The following is a 19,464-nucleotide window of genomic DNA, read 5'->3' on the forward strand; positions in this document are numbered from 1 at the left end:
GACCGTCGCCACAGGCAGCCCGAACGCGAGCGACGCGACGGTCGCCATCGCGACCGCGGCGAGGGCTCCCGGCACGATCTGTGCGCGGCTGGGCAACCGTTTCCATAGTGCGAGCACGGCGATGGTGGCGGCCGCGAGAGCGAGCGAGGCGAGGGCAGCCAGGCTGGTGGTGGCCTCCACGAGCGCCGAGGGGAGTCCGGTGATCTTGCCGATGCCGGAGGCTGGCGCAGTCATGCCTGCGGCGGAGTAGAACTGGCCGGCGATGAGCACCAGGCCGATGCCGGCGAGCATGCCTTCGACGACCGAGATCGAGATGGCCCGGAACCAGCGGCCAAGCTTGAGGACACCCATGCCGAGCTGGAGCAGACCCGCGGCCAGTACCAACGCGCCCAGCATAGGGAGCCCGAACTCCTGCACGGCTTCGAAGACGAGCACGGTCAGACCCGCGGCCGGACCCGAGACCTGGAGACTGCTACCGCGCATCAGGCCGGTGACCAGACCGCCCACGATCCCGGTGATCAGTCCGAGCTCGGCCGGGGCTCCGGAGGCGACCGCGACCCCCACGCACAGCGGCACTGCGACGAGGAAGACGACGATGGAGGCAGTGAAGTCCTGCCTGAGATGAGGGAACTTGTCCATGGTGCGCCTCACAGGTTCGAGAAGGTGTCAGAGTCGGCGTCGTGGACAAGCACTGAGCCGGTGTGCACCTCGTACAGCCAGCCGTGGAGCCGGAGCCGGTTGGTGGCGAGGTGCTTGTCCACGCACGGATACGAGCGCAGTCGCAGCAGCTGGGTAAGAACGTGGTTCTGGACCGCCTCGACGACTGTCGGGTCGTCCACATCGCCATCGGGCCGCGGAGCTGCGTGCGCCAGCCAGTCGCGCACCGCCGGCACGGGATCCAGGTCGTCGCCGCGGACCAGCGCACCGACAGCACCGCAGTGCGAGTGTCCACAGACGACGATGTCGGTGACGCCGAGCACCTCGATGGCGTACTCGATGGTGGCGGCCTCGCTCGTCGGGTGCGTCGAGTCGTGGGGCGGAACGATGTTGCCGGCGGTCCGGAGCTCGAAGAGCTCGCCGGGGCGGGCGTCGGTGATGTGGGCGGGGATCACCCGGGAGTCCGAGCAGGTGATGAACAGGACCTGCGGGGATTGACCCTGCGCCATCCGGGCGAAGTCTTCGGGGCGTTCCGGGGAGCGGTTCCGGAAGGAGCGGGCGTGGTCGATGAGGGATTTCATGTCAGCACTTCCTCTTGGGAGCGCCGTGGACGGCGCGTGGTGTGGGCATGAGGACCGAGAACAGCGAAGGCGTGATTCACGTCCGCCGGCGCGCCATCAGGAAGGCCTGGGTACGCCGGTACCGAAATGCTGCCCGTGGAATCTCAGAGCAACTTCAAAGCCAACCGAGCGATCGCTCGACGTGCTCGGCCAGCGGATCAGCGAGCGACTCCAGATTGCCTGTGCAGACGCTCGATAGTTCCGCGGCCATCGCCTGACCCATCAGGTTCGATCAGCTCACGGCCGGGGGCCGGGAGCTGCAGGGTGATCCTGGCGCCGACGCCCAGCTCGCCCTCGATGGCCAGCGCTCCGCCGTGGGCACCCGCGATCTCGTTGACCAGTGCCAGACCCAAGCCCAAGTGTCGCCCATCGACGCCGCCGGTTCCACGCCGGAACCGTGCGGTGAGCTCGGCGGCAGTCGCCGGGTCGAGACCGGTGCCGTTGTCGGTGACCGACAAGTGCACCACATCGGCCGCGCGAGAGAGCTCGAGCCCGACGTACCCGTCCTCGGCGACGTGGTCGAGGGCGTTGTCGACCAGGGCGGCGACTGCACGGCGCAAGGCGCGAGGAACACCGAGCACGACGTAGCCATCCTCAGGGGGCGCTTGCACCTCGAGCTTGGCGCCGGCCAGGTCGGCGGTGGTACGGAACGAATCGCGAACCTCCTCCGCAACCATCGTCAGATCCACCGGCTCGCGCTGCGGTGGCCGGTGTTGCAGCTCCGCGACCAGGAGGAGGTCGCTGACCACCTCGTTCGCCACGCGTGCGTCCCGGACAAGCTGCTGCAGATCACGCCTCTGGTCATCATCGCTGAGCGGCCCCCGTTCGAGCAGCTGTGCCCTCGTCATCACGATGGCAAGAGGGGTCCGAAGCTCGTGGCTCGCCTCGGCGATGAACCGGCGCTGCGAAGCCAACGCCTCGCCGAGAGGCCGTACCGCCCTGCGGCCGAAGAGCCAGCCGATACCGGCCGCTGCCATCACTCCTAGCAGCCCCGCGAACAGGGCCAGACGCGCCAGCCGCTCGGTCTCCTCCTCCTGATCGATGAAGCCGACGACCGCCGTGACGCGGGCCTCCTCGTGTTCACCGACGTAAGCGACGAAAGGCAAACCACAGATGTCGATCCAGGACTCGCCGGCAGGAAGGTCGACGACGGCATCGCGGACGTCGCTCTCCGGGCACTCTGCAGGCAACGCATCGACGATAGTCGGACTCGGTTCCGACACATCGACGTAGAGGTCAGCGTTCTCGATCTTGGCGCGAAGCTTCTCGACGGTGGCGTCGCGGCGCTCCTGAAGGCTGAGCAGATACACGAGCCCGATCACGAGTGCCACCACCACAGCGACCGCTAGGCCCGTCTGGAGGGCGACCGCGATGGTCGCTCTGCGAAGCAGCTTAAGGTCAGCTGCCGGTGCCGCGGTCACGCTGCGCCCATCTGGTATCCGAGACCTCGCACGGTCCGGACCACACCGCGACCCAGCTTCCGGCGGAGGTAGTAGACGTAGGTGTCAACCGCGTTCGAGCTCTCGGCATCGCGGAACAGAAGGTCCTGCAGCTCTTCACGTGTGAAGACCCGACGCGGGCTTGCCGCGAGGAGGTGCAACAGGTCGCGCTCCCTCTCCGACAAGGGCACCGTGTCCGCATTCGCTGACAGCACCCTGCGGCCCGTGACGTCGAGATAACGGTCTCCGAGGTCGACCGTGTTCGAGGTCTCGACGTGCCGCCTGAGCAGGGCGCGGAGGCGGGCGAGGAGCTCGTCCACGTCGAATGGTTTGACGACGTAGTCCTCCGCTCCCGCATCGAGTCCTTCCACACGATCCTCCGAGGTCCCCCTTGCGGTGAGGACGAGGACAGGGGCAACCACGCCCTTGGAGCGCAGCCGTCGAACGAGGTCAACCCCTTCGACCGCCGGCAGCATCCGGTCGATCACCATGAGGTCCCAGCGCCGAGACAGGCCGAGATGAAGCCCTCGTTGCCCGTCGCGTGCCCACTCGACGTCGTACCCCTCCGAGCGCAGGAGCCGATCGAGCAGATCACCCATGCTGCGGTCGTCCTCGACCAGCAGCAGACGGTGCTGACATTGCGCTTCGGGCATACCCCGATCCTCCCGGCTCTGTTCTGAACTTCCTCTGAGATTGACAGCAGTCGTCACTGCACGTCGCGCAGGGCGATTTCAACAGTCGCGGCCTTAGGGCCGGCTGCGATCATCGGCGGCAGGTAGGGGCTGTCGGCGTACTTCTCGCCATAGGTACTGTCGATCCGTGCGCCGAGCTCGGGGTCGGTGATCGGGGTGAACTCGACCTGGTACTCCGTCCCAGCGGCTGAGATCTTCCCAGTGCGCTGTGCGATTGCGGACTTGTACCAGCGGCCGCGCGTGCCGTTGTAGGCGCGGACGAACAGGCGCCCGTCAACTACCACGGACCAGATCCAGGTAAGGGTTCCCGTGGTCACCCCGTCGGCGCGGAAGGGAGCGATGTGGAGGTCATCGGTGGCAGCGATCTTCTCGATGATGTCGGTGGGCCAGGCGGCCATGAATGTCCTTTCAATCGACGGTCTTACGACGGAAGCGCGACGGATCCGAGGTTTGAAGCCACTCTGCTTCCCCCATCTCACCGCACGGCTACTAGGAGGCCGATCTTGTCGATGCGGTGTTCCGGGTTGCCGAACTCGTCAGACCAGTAATTACCGACCGCGTGGTCCTCTGGAGTCGCGCACGTGGACAGGGTGATCATGGCGCGAGTGGCTACGTCGCCAGGCCGGCCGGGGACCGCAGCCCGCTGAGCGCGTAGTGATGCTGCCGACCGGAACGACGTCTCTCGGGTTTCGACGATGCGGTAGACGTAGGTGGCGTCCTCGGTGCGCACGAAGGCCCGATCCCCCGGTTCGAGCTCGGGCACCCTACGGAAGGCCGCCGTGGAGGACAGCCGATGTGCGGTCACCTGGTAGTTGCCGATTCCGCCGGGGCCGGGGCCGCCGCGAGGCCCGAATGGGCTTGCCGCGCGGCCGTTGTTCTGTATCTCGGTGCCAGGAGCGTCATCGGTCCATCCGCGGTAGGGCACAACGTCCAGGTTCGCGACCCCGATCGCGGGGATCGACAGCTCACCGCGCACTGGCCGGCCGTCGGACGACAACGGCACATCCTCCGTCGCGGACGGTGATCCCGGACCCGGCTCGGGCGCGGTTGGGGGTTCCGGCGACGGAGCCGAGGGTGAACCTGGCGCCCTGCTGACGTCCGTAGTCAGTTCGGCGGCGTCACTTGAGGGCGACGTGCACGCAGCGAGCATGGTGAGAGCGCCGAGCAGGGCTGCAAGGGCGAGGGGCCGTACGCCGCGCCATGCCGTTGCTGCTCTCATGCTCACTGCTCAAACGGTAGGTCCGTGCGTCGCCGGGTGGGAGGCACTGTCAGGGCACCTTTGCGGCGCAATCCCCCATCGGCCAGCATCGATCCCTCGGGCGCCTCGCCCGCCTCGATCACAGGAGGGCGACGGCGTTCCCGGCCGAGCCGGTCGCGCCGGTGACGTTGAGTGGCTTGACGTTGAGGAACGCCTCCCACTGCTGCAGCGCGTCCATCCGCGGCGCAAGCTGCCCGAGCCGACACAGCTCACCAAGCGGCATGCCGAGCTTGGCCAGGAACCTCCTGGTGCATCATGCCGCGGTCGTTGAGGCCGACCGGACGAAAGGCGAATCGGCACGGCCTGCAGGCACTCGACCGCGAACGTGTCCGCGGCGAGCAAGGCCGGGCCGGTGTCCCAAGCCCAGTCGAGCAAGCGGCAGGAGTGGAAGTCTGCGATGAAGGGTGTACTGGCAGGGCATCCCTGGCGTGATCTCGACGTCATAGCGTTGAGGACGTGGACAACAGGAACGAAGCACCGACCCATCGTTGCCCCGCAGGAGCCCGAGCAGAGCTTCGCCGTCGCCTGCGTCCGACTCACGCGGCGACCTTGCTCGGGCGCGTCACCGGCGACGACTACAGCCGCGCCCACCCCACGACGACGGAGAACTGACCGTGCACACCAGAACACTCGGACAAGGCCTGGTGGTCTCAGCGATCGGACTCGGCGCGATGGGCATGTCCCAGAGCTACGGCCCCAACCCGGGCGACCGGGCCGACATGGTGACGGTGCTGCGGTCGGCCGCTGAACACGGCGTCACCTTCTACGACACCGCAGAGGTCTACGGCCCCTACGACAACGAAGAGCTTGTCGGCGAAGCCCTCGAACCGCTGCGTCACCAGGTCGTGATCGCCACTAAGTTCGGCTGGCACATCCAGAACGGCCAGAGCGTCGGTCTCGACAGCCGTCCCGAACAGATCCGACGCGTCGCCGAGGCATCCCTCAAGAGGCTGCGCACGGACGTGATCGACCTCTTCTACCAACACCGCGTCGATCCCACCGTGCCGATCGAGGACGTCGCTGGCACCGTCAGCGACCTGATCGCGGAAGGGAAGGTGCGCCACTTCGGCCTCTCCGAAGCCTCTGCCGCAACGGTCCGCGCCGCGCATGCCGTACATCCGGTCACAGCCGTCCAGAGCGAGTACTCGCTGTGGACCCGCGACCCTGAGACCGAGGTCTTACCGACCCTCGCAGAACTCGGCATCGGGTTCGTGCCATTCAGCCCGCTCGGCAAGGGATTCCTTACTGGCACCGTCGACACGTCGACCTCCTTCAGCGACGGCGACATCCGCCGCCGAGTCCCCCGGTTCTATCAGGAGAATCTCGCCGCGAACCAAGCTCTCGTAGACCACGTGAAGGACCTTGCGAGCAAGAAGGAAACGTCTCCTGGACAGATTGCGCTGGCTTGGCTCTTGGCACAGGAGTCGTGGATCGTCCCCATCCCCGGCACCCGCCGCACCGCCCGCATCCAAGAGAACGCCGCCGCCACCGAGGTCCCACTGTCCGCGGACGAGCTCGCCGACCTCGACTCCCTCACACAGCGCATCGGTGTCCACGGTGCCCGCTACAACACTCTCCACATGGGATACGTCAACCGGTGACAGCTCGTGGCCTAGCCAGAACGCGGCCAAACTGCTCGACACAAAGGTGTGAGTACGGGGCGCGACATGAGGGACGACGGGGCCGTACGCTGCAAAGACGTCCCGCCGGGCGGCGACCCTCCTGCAGCGTCCCACCCAATCGTGCCCATGAACTGTGGTTGCCTCCCCGATGGACCCCAGGCGTTGAGGCCTCCAGAACTCACGCGAAGACTCTCATCCGGGCCTGTCTGCATCGCGACCACCCAGCGCAAGTGCCGCTGCCACGCTGCAAGTAGATCGCCCCGTACGCAACTACTGCACCCACGGTGAAGGCAGCCAGCATGGTGGCGCTCCCGATCAGCGGAAGCACCCCCGGCATCTTGGAGCAGGGCGACCTAAGTCGGCTGGAAGGGACCAACCCGGACGACGACCGCTCCCACACCCAATTTGCCCCAGCGCCTGGAAGGCGCCGGCAACCGACACGCCCCGAACTGCCGCGGCGAGGGCCCGGCCAGGTCGACCTGACGGTCGGTGAAGGTCTCCGAGCGACTGTGGCGATGGTCAGCAGGTTCTCAAGGAGGCGGCACATTCGGCGGGTGGCCTAGATGTGATGTCCAGTGACAACGCACGGCCAAGCGCGGTGCACGCGGCATGGGCACGTAGCGGTGGCCGACGTGAAGGATCGTTCGCACTCGCTGCTGAATGGTTTCAATCGCTCCGCGGGACGCCGGTCTCGGACCATTGACATGGTTTCGCAACGTGAGTAGCGTCACAACGAAAGCCAATCATTGAACAGTTTCAAGAGTCCGGCCTCTGCTCCGATGACGGACCGGTTCCAGGAGGAACGATGCGCGAACGTGCTCTGCGTCGGGTTCCGGCGGCGGTCGCCGCCGTCACCATCGCGGCCTTGGCCCTGGCCGGCTGCGGAGGCGGTGATGCAGGTGACGACGGACCGGTGGAGCTCACCTGGTTCATGGGTGCGGGTGTGCCCGATGACATCGCGACCGCGGAGCAGCTGGCGGCCGACTTCAACGCTGAGAATGACGACATCGAGGTCGTCGTGGACGCCTCGGGCCCGGAGGGCGTCGAGCTGGACAACGCGGTCAAGACGCAGCTCTCGACCGGGGAGATGCCCGATCTGTTCTGGTACAACAGCGGTGCGCTCATGCAGGCGCTCAATCCCGATCAGCAGCTGTTGGACGTCTCCGACGAACCCTGGGTCGACGATCTCCAGGAGGACTACACCACGACGGTCTCGACCGACAACGGCACGTACGGCGCCCCAGTCGGGCAGGCGATGGGCGGTGGGTTCTTCTACAACATCGATGTCTTCGAGAAGGCCGGGGTCGAGGTTCCGCAGACCTGGGACGAGATGCTCGCCGCGGTCAAGACGATCCGTGGCAACGGCGTCGACCCGGTGATTCAGTCGCACGGCGACACCTGGACCTCGCAGATGCTGGTGCTCGCGGACTATTACAACGTCCAGGCGCAGGATCCCGAGTTCGCGGACCAACTCACGGCGAACAAGGTCAAGTTCTCGGAGGAGCCCGGGCTGAGCAGCTTCCGGAAGCTCGAGGACTTGGCAGCCGTCGACGCCTTCAACGCCGACTTCCCGACGACCTTGCTCGACCAGGCGCTCGCCAAGCTCGCGAAGGGCGAGGGTGCGATGTACCCGATGCTGACCTTTGCGCAGGCCACCATCGAGCAGAACCATGCCGATCAGGCAGACAGCATCGGGTTCTTCCCGGTGCCCGGCGAGTCCGCCGACGACTACGGCCTCACCACCTGGATGCCGTCGTCGGTCTACTCGCCTGCTTACACCGAGCACCCGGACGAGGTGAAGAGGTTCATGGCCTTCGTCGCGAGCAGCGACGGCTGTGCCGCGATCACCGAAGCCCGGGGCATCACGGGACCCTATGTCGTCGACGGCTGCGAGATCACCGGCGACGTGTCGCGGATCGTGTCCGACATGCTGCCGTTCTTCGAGGACGACCGCGTCGCGCCGGCGCTGGAGTTCCTCTCGCCGGTGAAGGGCCCGAACCTGCAGAACTTCACCGTCGAGCTCGGTTCCGGGAGCACCGATGCCAAGTCGGCCGCCGCGGAGTACGACAAGGACAACGAGCTCCAGGCCCAGCAGCTCGGACTCGAAGGCTGGTGACCCGAACTCGGCGGACACCCGCACCTGTTCCCCTCCCTCCCCCATGGGCAGCGGGGTCGACGAACCCGTCGGCCCCGCTGCGCAATCGAAAGGCACCATGACCAGCGCATCGACCGCCGCACGCCGGGGCGCCTCGACGCGTCGACCGAGCCGGCGGCGCGACCACTTCGCCTACCCCGGGTGGTTCTACGCGCCCGCGGCGGTGATCTACGCCGTCTTGTTCCTCGTCCCGACGTTCGCGTCGTTCTACTTCGCGTTCACCAGATGGACCTTCACGACCAGCGAGTTCACCGGGTTCGACAACTTCATCACGTTCTTCACGCAGCCGCGCCTCTCCACCAGCTTCACCAACACCCTCATCTACGCCACGCTCACCTCCGGGGCGAAGGTCGCGATCGGCCTCGTGCTCGCAGTCGTGCTCACGTCGGGGATCTTCGCGCGCGGGTATCTCCGCGCCGTTGTCTTCTTTCCGGTCCTGGTCTCGACGATCGGGGTGGGCATCACCTTCAAAGTGCTCCTCGACCCGTTCGACGGCGTCGTCAACAAAGCGCTGGCCGCGATCGGTGTCCGCGGTCCCGGCTGGCTGACCGATCCGGACCTCGCGCTCTACTCGATCGCAGCCGTCGACGTCTGGAAGGGCGTGGGGCTGGCGACGCTCATCTACATCGCCGGCATCGTTGCGATCCCCGACGAGTACTACGAGGCCGCGCGTGTCGACGGGTCGTCGGCCTGGAGCACCTTCTGGACTATCACTGTCCCTCTCGTCCGCCCAGCCACGGTCACCGTCGTGATCCTCTCCCTGATTGGCGGCTTGCGCACGTTCGACCTGATCTGGGCCATGACCGGCGGCGGCCCCGGCTTCGCCAGCGACACGGTCGCGTCGGTCATCTACAAGCAGTACGCGGCCGGGTTCTACGGGCTGTCGACGGCTGGGAACGTCATCCTGTTCCTGCTCATCACCGGGATCGTCCTGCCGCTGTTCCTGTTCCTGAACCGAAAGTCGAAAGAGCTGTGAGGGCTAACCGAACGCGCGACCTCGTGGCGGGAATCATCGCGATCGCCGTGTCGATCGTCGTGTTCCTCGTCCCGTTCCTGTTCATCGTCCTGACCTCGCTCAAGACGCAGCAGGAGTCCTCGCTCCTCGAATTCAGCTGGCCGACGGAGTTCGCCTTCTTCGACAACCTCCGCGAGGTGATCCAGACACGCGACTACACCGTCGTCCGGGCCTTCGTGAACAGCACCCTCGTGACCGTCTCGTCGGTCACTGTCATGGTCGTGCTTTCCGCGATGGTCGGCTGGGTGCTCCAGCGACGCTCCTCGAGGTGGAACCCGTTCATCAACTTCCTCGTCCTGGCAGGGCTGATCATCCCGCCGGCGGTCGTACCAACGATCTACGTGATGCAGCAGCTCGGGATCTTCCGAACCCTGCACGGACTCGCGCTCATCGAGGTGGCCTTCGGGATGCCCTTCTGCATCCTCCTGTTCCGCGCCTTCGCCGCCACGATTCCTCGAGAGCTCGACGAAGCCGCGCTGCTCGATGGCGCTGGCCCACTGCGGCTGTTCTTCCTGATCGCGTTCCCGCTGCTGCGCAGCGTGATCGTGACGGTGGTCGTGGTGCAGTCCGTGACTGTATTCAATGACTTCGCGAACCCGCTGTACTTCGCGCCCGGCGCTGAGAACGTCACCGTCCAACTGACGCTCTACAACTTCCAGAGCCAGTTCTACACGTCGTGGAACCTGCTGTTCACGAACATCCTGCTGATCATGGTTCCGCCGCTGGTGATGTACGTCTTCTTCAATCGGCAGATCGTCGCCGGCATGACCGCAGGCTCGATCAAGGGCTGAGTGAGCACTGGAGGCCGAGTGCGCCCTCAGCCGATGACCAGGTCGGCGTGCTTCCCCGGATCCGCGACATCGAGGGCAGCGACCACCCGGTACGCCCCGGGCTCGACGGTCCAGCCGTCCGCCCAGTGCGCGAACCTCCGTCCGGAGATCGTGGTCTCCACGGCGCGTACCTCACCGGCGGCCAAGTGGGCCGTCTCGAACTGGGCGAGCCACCGGACCGGCCGGTCGACACCTGACGCCGAGACTCGCTCGAGATAGAACTGCACCACCACCTTCCCGCACCGCGCTCCAGTGTTCCGGATCGTCGCGGCGACCCGCACCCCGGCGTACGGCTCCAAGGCGGCAGGGGCCTCGATCGAATCGACCGCCCACGTCGTGTAGCCCAGCCCGTGCCCGAAGGGGTAGGCCGGAGCCCGTCCCGCCGCGAGCCAGGCCCGGTGACCGACGTGGATGCCCTCGGCGTAGTCGAGGCGACCCTCGACCGGCGTCACCGCGCTCACGGGAACCTCGTTCTCGGCGCTCGGCCACGTGGTCGGCAGACGTCCACCGGGTTCGGCATCGCCGCTGAGGATGGCGGCGAGCGCGTCGCCGAACTCCTGGCCGGGGAACCACACCGCGAGGATGGCGGCGACGTCGTCGCGCCAAGGGAGCACAACCGGCGCGCCGGTGTTCACCACGACGATGGTGCGGGGGTTCGCAGCCACGACTGCACGGACCAGGTCGTCTTGGCGGCCAGGGAGCGAAAGGGTCTGCCGATCGAAGCCCTCGGACTCGACCTCGGCCGAGGTCGAGACCACGACGACGGCGACCTCGCGCGACGCCGCGAGCGCGCTCGCCTCCGCGATGAGCGCGTCGCCGTCGAGGGCAGGGGCCGGCGAGCCGACGCCGAGCGCGACAGCGTCAGGCACGCCACCGGGCACGGGCGTGAAGCGGACGACGACATCGGAACCTCCAGCTGCGACCGGGAGCTCGATCGCCGTGAACGGCGGGGTCAGGACCGAGGTCGCGAAGTCGTCGCCCGGACGCAGCCGGATGGAGCCTGCCGTCGCCGCCGACCCGTCGATGTGCACCTCGAAGTCGCACAGCCCGATCACAGCCAGCGGCGTGCTGCCCGGTCGTCGAGGTGTGTAGCGGAACGACATCTCGACGGTGGCCGCACGGGTCAGCATCGAGGACCCCTCGAAGGACACGATCGTCGTCGCCCGGCGCGTCTCGCGGCCGAGCTCAACGCCCTCCGTGTCCAGGTACCGCACCGACACCCCGGGCGCCCCCGACAGGTCAGCCACCTCGGTCAATGGCAGCGGGGAGGGTCGCCGGTCGACCACAGCTCCAGGCGCCCACGCGATGGCGTCCTCGCCGAACCGCCTGCGCAGGCCATCGGCGGGAGAGACGACCGCCTCGGGGATGACCGTCGCGCTGCCGCCGCCCTGGGACCGCGCGACCCTGGCGCCCTCGCCGATCAGGGCGATCGAGGGTGCGGGCGGGAGGGGGAGGATTCCGTCGTTCGAGAGCAGGACCGAGCCGCTGATCGAGACCGTCCGCGCGATCATACGGACATCAACGGGCGCTGGTACGTCAGGACTGGGTCCGCCGAGCGCACCCACACGCGCGGCGAGGCGCAGAATACGCAGCACCTTGCGGTCGATCGCGGCCTCCGACACGTCCCCGGTGCGTACCGCTTCGAGCAGTGACTCACTCCACGCGCTGGTGGGACCGGGCATGGCGAGATCCTGCGCCTGGTGGGCGCTCTCGAGCGAGCGCACCGCGGTCCAGTCGCTGATCACGACCCCGTCGAAGCCCCACTCGTCGTTGAGCGGTCGCGTGAGCAGCTCGTTCTCCGAGGCGGTGACGCCGTTGATCGAGTTGTACGAGCTCATCACGAGCCACGAACCGGCCTCGGTGACGGGAGACTCGAATGCCAGCAGGTAGAGCTCGCGCAGCGTCCGCTCGTCGACCCGCACGTCGACCGTGAACCGCTCGGTCTCGGACTCGTTGGCGACGTAGTGCTTGAGGGTCGCGCCGACGCCGTACTCCTGGATGCCGCGCACGTACTCGCCGGCGAGCTCGGCCGTCAGGACCGGGTCCTCGCTGAACGCCTCGAAGTGGCGCCCGCCGTAGGGCGAGCGGTGGAGGTTGACGGTCGGAGCGAGCACGACGTCGACGGACTTGCGGCGCGCCTCGCTGCCCAATCCCCACCCGATCGTCCTGACCGCTGCTCGGTCCCAGGTCGCGGCGAGCGCCGTCGGAGACGGGAAGTTCGCGGACGGCGAGCGCTCGTCCCAGACATCGCCGCGCACACCGGCCGGACCGTCGGACACGACGATGGAGCGCAGGCCGATCGACGGGAGGGGGTGGAGAGACCACGAGTCGCGGCCCGTGAGGAGGAGGACCTTCTCTTCGAGCTGTAGCTTCGAGAGGAGGCGCCCGAGATCCTCTTCGCTGAAATGCTCCATGTGCATCCTCCTCGGTCGAGGGCACTCTATCCCAAATACCAGTCATCGACTAGTTTCGAGAATTCCGATCACAGTAGGATGACGCCATGTCGGCTCGAGGTCCGTACGCGAAGGGGATCGCCAAGCGCGAGCAGATCCTGGAGATAGCACTCGATCTTTTCGCGCAGAAGGGCTACGACCGCGTGTCCGTCCGCGAGATCGCCCGGGAGAGCGGGCTGAGCCAGGCCGGCCTGCTCCACCATTTCAGCACGAAGGAGGAGCTCTTCCTCGAGGTGCTGCGACGCCGCGACGACAGAGATGGGGATCCGGTCGAGCATCGCCACATCCACAGCGTCGAGCATTTGATCGGTGCAGTCGAGCGCAACGCCTCGGAGCCGGGCTTGGTGCGCCTCTTTGTGTCGATGTCGGCAGAGAGCACCGACGAGGCCTCGCTGGCTCGCGAGTTCTTCGTCAGCCGCTACCAGTGGCTGCGCGACGAGGTCGCCACCGACATCCGCAAGCTGCAAGCAAGCGGTGAGGCCCCGGAGAGCCTCGACCCCGACGCGGTCGCCTCCATCTTGATCGCGGCAGCGGACGGCCTCCAGCTCCAATGGCTTCTGGACAAGGACACGGTCGACATGGGAGTGCTCATGACCACGCTGTGGGACTCGCTCCGCCAGAGCCACTGAGGTACGAGCCGCGGGCAAATACCTGTCCGTGATCGGCAAGATCCGGGAATCCGACCAGGAGGTGCACAGGTGACCGAGCGTCTCGACGGCGCCTCCTGGATCGCGCGGTCAGTCCCGCCAGGGCAGCGCATCATCCGGCAGATCACCGCCTCCCGCGTCGACAGGGTTGAGCCCGGACACTCGCTCGGGCAGACGTTCCGCACCGGGGGTCCGATCACGGCCGTGAACGTCGACCTGGTCGGACCGGGCGACGCGGCGGAAGCGCACACTGCCGACGTCCGCTTCTTGCTCAGACTGGAGGACACCTCCGGACGGGTGGTCGCGGAGCGCCGGTTCGAAAGCCCACAGCTCGTCTGGGACTACTTCGGACCTTTCCTCGACGTCACACCGATGGCGCCTCCCGGCGACTACACCGTCGTGCTGCACTCGGACCGCGGCGCGATCGGGTGGTCAACGGCAGACTCGGTGGCGGCCAACGCAGACGACGGCGTCTCGCCACTCCCGGTCGACGGAAGAGCGCTCGTCGACGGAGAGCCGGTCGAAGGCGTCCGGATGATCGGGATCGAGACGCTCCCGGCCCCGAACCCGATCTTCCGCCGCGTCGTCGACCTCGACGCCGTCCCCCAGGCCGCGCTGCTCAGCGCGACGATCCTCGGCACCGGCGTGGTCCGCATCAACGGCATCCGGGTCGGCGAGGAGATGCTCGAGCCTGCGGTCACCGACTACGACAAGACCGTGCTCTTCCGCACGTGGGACGTCGCGCACCTGCTGCGTGTGGGCCCGAACGAGCTCCTTCTCGAGGCCGGCCGCGAGAGATACGCCGCGCGAGGCGGTGACACCTGGGGATGGCATCTCGCGCCGTGGCATCGTGAGCCGACTGCGATCGCCCGGCTGGACCTGGTCGATGCCGACGGCCGATCGTCGACGATCGTCACGGACGAGTCGTGGGAGACCGCTCCCGGTGCAGTCGAGGCAGATCGGCTCTTCCAGGGCGAGGACTGGGTCATCCGCGGCGGGACACCCGACTGGAAACCGGTGACCCTCGTCGAACCGCCCTCCGGCAAACTCAGGTTGGCAGAGCTTCCGCCGGTGCTGGGGCTGCCTCCCGTACCGGCATGTGTCGTCGAGGCGCTCGACGCGCATCGCACCGTCCTCGACTTCGGGGAGGTCATGGTCGGCCGGGTCAGGGCGCGGCTCAGCGGGGGGCCAGGGGGCAAGGTCACCGTGCTCTCGGGCGAGCAGCGCGGGGATGACGGTGCCGTGCTGTGCAACAACCCCCTCGTCGCCGGACAGGCCCAGATGGACTCGGTGCAGCTCGAGACCGGTGTCGTCGACCTCGTCTGGGAGCCGCAGTTCGGATACCGAGGCTTCCGCTGGGTGCAGATCGAGACCTCGGGGGACGTCACGGTCGAGGAGGTTCGCGCCGTCCCCCTCTACACGGAGGTGGAGCGCGTAGGGGAACTCAGAGCCGCCCACCCGGTCCTCGAGTGGATCGACGCGGCGACCGCGCGCACCTTCCGCAACAACCTCCACGGCATCCCCACCGACACCCCGATCTACGAGAAGAACGGCTGGACCGCGGACGCCCATCTCGCGACCGAGGCACTCCTCCACCACTTCGACCTGAAGGCGGCGTTCGGCAAGTGGATCGACGACCACCTCGACGCCCAGGGGCGCGACGGCGCGATCCCCTGGATCATCCCGACCCCGGGATGGGGGCGTAGCTCGGACCCGACCTGGTCGTCGTCCGCCGTCCTCATCCCGTGGTACCTCTATCGCGAGTACGGTGACCGCGAGATCCTCAAGCGTTCGGCATCGATGATCAGCCGGTTCGCCGATGACGTCCTCTCGAAGCTCGACCAGGACGACATCTGGCGGCGGCGTACGTGGGGCGACTGGTTGTCCCCGGGCCACCTGGTCGGGCCGGAGGGCATGGCGCCGATCGGCACCGCGATGACGGTCACGATGTTCAGGCACGTCGCGGTTATCCTCGCCGAGCTCGGCCACGACTCCGCGGACACATACGAACGTGCGGCGGATCGAGTCGGCCACGCCTACCACGCCACGTGGTTCGACCCAGGGACCGGAAGGTACGCGGTCGACGGGGTCGGCCACCGCCAGGTGTTGGACATCCTGCCCCTCGCGTTCGGCATCGTCCCGGAGCAGCACGTCGCTTCCGTACGCCGAGGCCTGATCGAGGACCTGGATTCGCGCACCCGCGGGCACCTCGACTGCGGAGCCGTCGGCGTGCGCCACCTGTTACCAGTCCTCAGCGCAGCCGGGCGCGACGACCTCGCGATCAGTGTTCTCACGGCGCGCACCCGGCCCGGCTGGGGCGCCTGGTTCACGGCCGGCGAGTCGACCCTCCTGGAGTCCTGGGACGTCGACGCCCGTTCGCGGAACCACTACTTCCTCGGGTCCGTGGCTGCCTGGATCCAGCAGCGCGTCGGAGGGTTGCGACTCACCGAGCCCGGCTGGCGTCAGTTCGAGGTCGCTCCCGTCGACGATCCCCGCGTCGACCGTGCGAGCATCCGGCACCGCACTCCGCTCGGGGATGCGCGGGTCGCATGGCAACGCGGGCCCGGCGGCTGGCGCTTCGCGGTCGAGGTCCCACCCGGGGCGTCCGCCGCCGTGCGGGTGCCGGGCGCGCACGCGGACTTGGGCCCCGGCGTCCACGTCGTCCACCTTCCGGGATCGCAGCCCCAAGCGTGACAGCGGCGGTCGTTTCGGCGACTCGCGGCACCTCATCGGCGTGGCCTCCCGTGGCCAGTTCCGGCCACATCTCGCCTCGATGGTGACAGCCCTCACGACGCATGAAACCATTCAATGACAGGTGATCGACGTCACAAAGTGGTCGATCGAACGGCTGAGGAGTGATGGTGGGACGACACGTCGTGCATGTGGGCGCAGGCATCGGCTTGGGCCTCGCGCTCCTGGCAACGCCAGGTGGTGGGGCACCAGCGCTGGCAGCGCCGGAGGACGATTTCGTGGTCGACGTGGTCGACCTGAGTGTGAACGGGCGCTATGACGAGCCGCTCGGCATCGGCGATGCCAAGCCGACCCTGTCATGGCGGATGACAGGCGACGTCGACGGCGCGAATACCTGCTACGACCCCTCAGTGCCGGGCACGTGCCCGCTCGACCGGCAGACGGCGTACGAAGTGGAGGCGGCAGCCTCTGTCGCAGACCTTGAAGCCGGCGACCTGATCTGGGACAGCGGTCAGGTGCGAAGGCCGACCAACCAGGCGGTGTTCGGGGCGGAGCTGGGTTCGCGCGACTCCGTCGCGTGGCGCGTGCGCGTCTGGGACGCCACCAAGACCGTCAGCGAGTGGAGCGAGCCCTCCACCTTCACGATCGGCCTGCTGGAGCAAGACGACTGGCGCGACGCGAAGTGGATCGAGCAGCCCGGGCGCGCCGAAGGCGACCCGCTACCGATCTTCGCGCGGTCCTTCGCGGTTCCCGAGGGCAAAGAGCTCAAGGACGCAACGCTCTACCTGTCGGGAGTCGGCCTCCACCACGCGACCGTGAACGGCGAAGAAGTCACCGACGAGGTGCTCGCCCCGGGCAACACCAACTATCAGCTCTCCACCGAGTACCGGACGTACGACATCAGCGAGATCCTCGAGGACGGGGACAACACCGTCGGCGTAGAACTTGGAACCGGCACGGCCTACATCCGCCGGTCCGTCCACAATCCTGCGGTGGGCCGCACGTCGCCGTACGCATGGTGGCAGAGCCAGCTCAAGGGCAGCGGCACGCTGGTCGCCGATGTCGCGGCCGGCGCCACGAACGTCAAGGTCTCCGACGTCAGCAACTATCACGTGGGCGGCACGATCAACATCGACACCGGCGACGGTGGCGACCGCCTCGAGTCGCGTGTCATCACGGCGATCGGTACCGCTGGTGCCGACGGCACCGGAATCACCTTCGAGCCCGGTCTCGACGCCACCCATTCCTCCGATGCGCGCGTGACCGGCTCGGGCAACAACATCGCCGCAAGCGACCCGAGCGCCGGCGCCGCGGTCACCCCCAGGATGATCGCCCGGATCGAGCTCGAATACACCGATGGCACCTCCGAGAGGATCGGGAGCGACCGTGACTGGAGGGTCGCCTCCGGTCCCACCACCACGACCGCCTGGTACGCGGGCGAGGACTACGACGCTCGTCGTCAGCAGGCCGGCTGGAACGAGCCCGGCGCCGACCTGACCACCGACGCAACGCGTCGCGACGGCACGGCGATGAACTGGACCTCCGCCGGCATCGCGCCCCCTCCGAACCTCGCGACCAAGCTCGTCGCGCGCGAGGCGGAGGTCATGAGGGAGATGAAGACCTTCGTGCCGAAGAAGGTCACGAACCCCGCGCCGGGCACATGGGTCTTCGACTTCGGGCAGAACTTCGCCGGTTGGCCGGAGCTGAACCTGTCCGAGGTTCCCGCAGGCACGATCGTGAAGATGTTCCCCGCCGAGGGCCTGAACCCCGACGGGACCGTGAACCAGTCCTCACTCGGCCCCGGCGGACGCGGAGCCAACCTCTTCAATTCGTACATCGCCTCGGGCGCCGAGCGCGGTGAGACCTGGAAACCGAAGTTCAACTACTTCGGCATGCAGTACGTCCAGGTCACCGGCCTTCCGGCGGACTACACGCCGGACGCTTCACTCATCACCGGTCACGAGATCTACGCTGACATCCCCAACGTGACGGGCGCGTTCAAGAGCTCGAATCCGCGGATGAACCGGATCCACAACATGGTGCGGTACTCATTCACGTCCAACATGATGTCGACGTTCACCGACTGCCCGGGACGCGAGAAGCAGTCCTACCCGGCCGACTACACCGCACCGATGGGTGGGCTGCTGTCGAACTTCGACCTGCGCGCCTACATGCGCACGACGATGCACCACCTCATCGAGGGCCAGTCGCGAGCCGACACTCCGATGTTCGGCAACGTGGCGCTGAAGACGCCGGTGCACGACTGGGGATACACGGGTCGCTTCGGTGACGAGATCAACTGGGGCAACGGCATCGTCCTCGTCCCCTGGTTCCTCTACAAGCACTACGACGACACCGAGACCATGGACCGCTACTGGGACAACATGGTCGACTTCGTGGACTACATCCGTCGTGAGAAGGCCGGAACCGGCGAGAACGAGCACATCGTGAACGCCGCTCTGTCGGACTGGGTCAGCGTCGTCAACACCGACGGTCGGATCACGGGCACCTGGGGCTACTACCTCACCATCCACCACATGGCGGTGATGGCGGACAAGATCGGCCGGCCCGACGCGGCCCGAGAGTACGAACGCCTCGCCGAGGAGATCAAGGCGGCCTTCAACGAGCACTTCCTCAACGAGCAGGGCGGCTACTACAGCGCGGACGGGGAGACCGACACGGGTGCGACCCAGGCGGCGCAGGCCTTCGCGCTCGACGCCAGCCTGGTGCCCGCCGGGCACCGCGACGAGGTGCTCGACTACCTGATCGACCACATCCACTCCTTCGACCCGCAGGGAACTGGCGGTCCGCACATCGAGGCCGGTCACATCGGGCTCGCTCCGCTGGTGCGCGTCCTGCGCGACAGCGGCCGCCAGGACGTGCTGTGGGAGCTGGTCCAACAGGACAGCTACCCGAGCTACGGTCACTTCCTGCAGCCCACGGACCGCAACCCCGACGGCTTCACCACCATCGGCGAACGCTGGGACCGGGGCAGCTCGAGCAACCACATGATCCTGGTGCAGGTCGAGGAGTGGCTCCAGGGCGGCGTCGCAGGTCTTAAGGAGGCCGCGGACTCTCAGGGCGGTGACAAGCTCATCTTCAAGCCGCAGCCAATCGGCGATCTGAAGCATGCCGAGACGAGTCGCCTGCTACGGAGCGGCACCGCGAAGGTGCATTGGGAGAAGACGAACGACCGCTTCACCATGTTGGTGCAAGTCCCTGCGAACACGAGTGCCGAAGTCTGGGTGCCGATCAGCGCCGACAGTCCGCCCGCGACGCCCACGCGCGCCAGGTTCAAACGGATCGACGGAGGTTACGCCGTCTATAGCGTCGGCGCAGGGTCCTTCCGGTTCGCGACCGACAGCTAACCACCACCTGATCCATC

At 67.3% G+C, this 19,464-nt stretch carries 15 protein-coding genes; 7 read left to right on the forward strand and 8 right to left on the reverse strand.

The annotated features are described in order from the left end of the window. The 7 genes from AB0F44_RS25610 to AB0F44_RS25640 all read right to left on the reverse strand — a co-directional run. A partial coding sequence (locus AB0F44_RS25610) for a SulP family inorganic anion transporter (protein ID WP_357359537.1) occupies nucleotides 1-639 on the reverse strand: 639 nt, incomplete at its 3' end. A gap of 8 nt (nucleotides 640-647) precedes the next feature. Continuing rightward, the gene (locus AB0F44_RS25615) at nucleotides 648-1,238 is read right to left on the reverse strand and encodes a carbonic anhydrase (protein WP_357359538.1); all 591 of its coding nucleotides are present in this window, start codon (nucleotides 1,236-1,238) and stop codon (nucleotides 648-650) included. Nucleotides 1,239-1,435: 197 nt separating this feature from the next. Continuing rightward, on the reverse strand, nucleotides 1,436-2,599 hold the full coding sequence (locus tag AB0F44_RS25620) for a HAMP domain-containing sensor histidine kinase (RefSeq protein WP_357359540.1): 1,164 nt from the start codon (nucleotides 2,597-2,599) through the stop codon (nucleotides 1,436-1,438). 95 nt (nucleotides 2,600-2,694) lie between these two features. Next, nucleotides 2,695-3,369, reverse strand: a complete 675-nt coding sequence (locus tag AB0F44_RS25625) for a response regulator transcription factor (protein ID WP_357359542.1) — start codon at nucleotides 3,367-3,369, stop codon at nucleotides 2,695-2,697. Between the two features lie 53 nt (nucleotides 3,370-3,422). Then, a complete protein-coding gene (locus AB0F44_RS25630; RefSeq protein WP_357359544.1) occupies nucleotides 3,423-3,806 on the reverse strand; it encodes a DUF2255 family protein in 384 nt (127 codons plus the stop codon). Nucleotides 3,807-3,883: 77 nt separating this feature from the next. After that, a complete protein-coding gene (locus tag AB0F44_RS25635; RefSeq protein ID WP_357359546.1) occupies nucleotides 3,884-4,405 on the reverse strand; it encodes a class E sortase in 522 nt (173 codons plus the stop codon). A 340-nt stretch (nucleotides 4,406-4,745) separates the two neighbouring features. After that, a complete protein-coding gene (locus tag AB0F44_RS25640) occupies nucleotides 4,746-4,889 on the reverse strand; it encodes a hypothetical protein (protein ID WP_357359548.1) in 144 nt (47 codons plus the stop codon). Nucleotides 4,890-5,280: 391 nt separating this feature from the next. Here AB0F44_RS25640 and AB0F44_RS25645 point away from each other — a divergent pair, with 391 nt between their 5' ends. From AB0F44_RS25645 to AB0F44_RS25660, 4 genes are all read left to right on the forward strand, one after another. Continuing rightward, the gene (locus AB0F44_RS25645) at nucleotides 5,281-6,267 is read left to right on the forward strand and encodes an aldo/keto reductase (protein WP_357359550.1); all 987 of its coding nucleotides are present in this window, start codon (nucleotides 5,281-5,283) and stop codon (nucleotides 6,265-6,267) included. 826 nt (nucleotides 6,268-7,093) lie between these two features. Next, nucleotides 7,094-8,404, forward strand: coding sequence for an extracellular solute-binding protein (locus AB0F44_RS25650; protein ID WP_357359552.1), 1,311 nt, complete (start codon nucleotides 7,094-7,096; stop codon nucleotides 8,402-8,404). Between the two features lie 97 nt (nucleotides 8,405-8,501). Then, a complete protein-coding gene (locus AB0F44_RS25655; protein ID WP_357359553.1) occupies nucleotides 8,502-9,419 on the forward strand; it encodes a sugar ABC transporter permease in 918 nt (305 codons plus the stop codon). A gap of 23 nt (nucleotides 9,420-9,442) precedes the next feature. Next, the gene (locus AB0F44_RS25660) at nucleotides 9,443-10,249 is read left to right on the forward strand and encodes a carbohydrate ABC transporter permease (RefSeq protein ID WP_357359555.1); all 807 of its coding nucleotides are present in this window, start codon (nucleotides 9,443-9,445) and stop codon (nucleotides 10,247-10,249) included. Between the two features lie 26 nt (nucleotides 10,250-10,275). On the opposite strand, the gene AB0F44_RS25665 is transcribed toward AB0F44_RS25660, so the two are convergent. Next, nucleotides 10,276-12,702 carry a glycoside hydrolase family 3 C-terminal domain-containing protein gene (locus AB0F44_RS25665; protein ID WP_357359557.1) on the reverse strand — a complete coding sequence of 809 codons (2,427 nt, stop codon included), beginning with the start codon at nucleotides 12,700-12,702 and terminating at the stop codon, nucleotides 10,276-10,278. A gap of 86 nt (nucleotides 12,703-12,788) precedes the next feature. On the opposite strand from AB0F44_RS25665, the gene AB0F44_RS25670 reads away from it, so the two are divergent. From AB0F44_RS25670 to AB0F44_RS25680, 3 genes are all read left to right on the forward strand, one after another. Then, nucleotides 12,789-13,370: a TetR/AcrR family transcriptional regulator gene (locus tag AB0F44_RS25670; RefSeq protein WP_357359559.1), complete on the forward strand. Its 582-nt coding sequence runs from the start codon at nucleotides 12,789-12,791 to the stop codon at nucleotides 13,368-13,370. Nucleotides 13,371-13,439: 69 nt separating this feature from the next. Then, nucleotides 13,440-16,082 carry a family 78 glycoside hydrolase catalytic domain gene (locus tag AB0F44_RS25675; protein ID WP_357359561.1) on the forward strand — a complete coding sequence of 881 codons (2,643 nt, stop codon included), beginning with the start codon at nucleotides 13,440-13,442 and terminating at the stop codon, nucleotides 16,080-16,082. Nucleotides 16,083-16,249: 167 nt separating this feature from the next. Then, on the forward strand, nucleotides 16,250-19,447 hold the full coding sequence (locus AB0F44_RS25680; protein ID WP_357359563.1) for a family 78 glycoside hydrolase catalytic domain: 3,198 nt from the start codon (nucleotides 16,250-16,252) through the stop codon (nucleotides 19,445-19,447). The last annotated feature ends 17 nt before the right edge of the window (nucleotides 19,448-19,464 follow it).

The organism is Nocardioides sp. NPDC023903, from assembly GCF_040639295.1.
In the GTDB taxonomy this organism is placed as follows: Bacteria; Actinomycetota; Actinomycetes; order Propionibacteriales; family Nocardioidaceae; genus Nocardioides.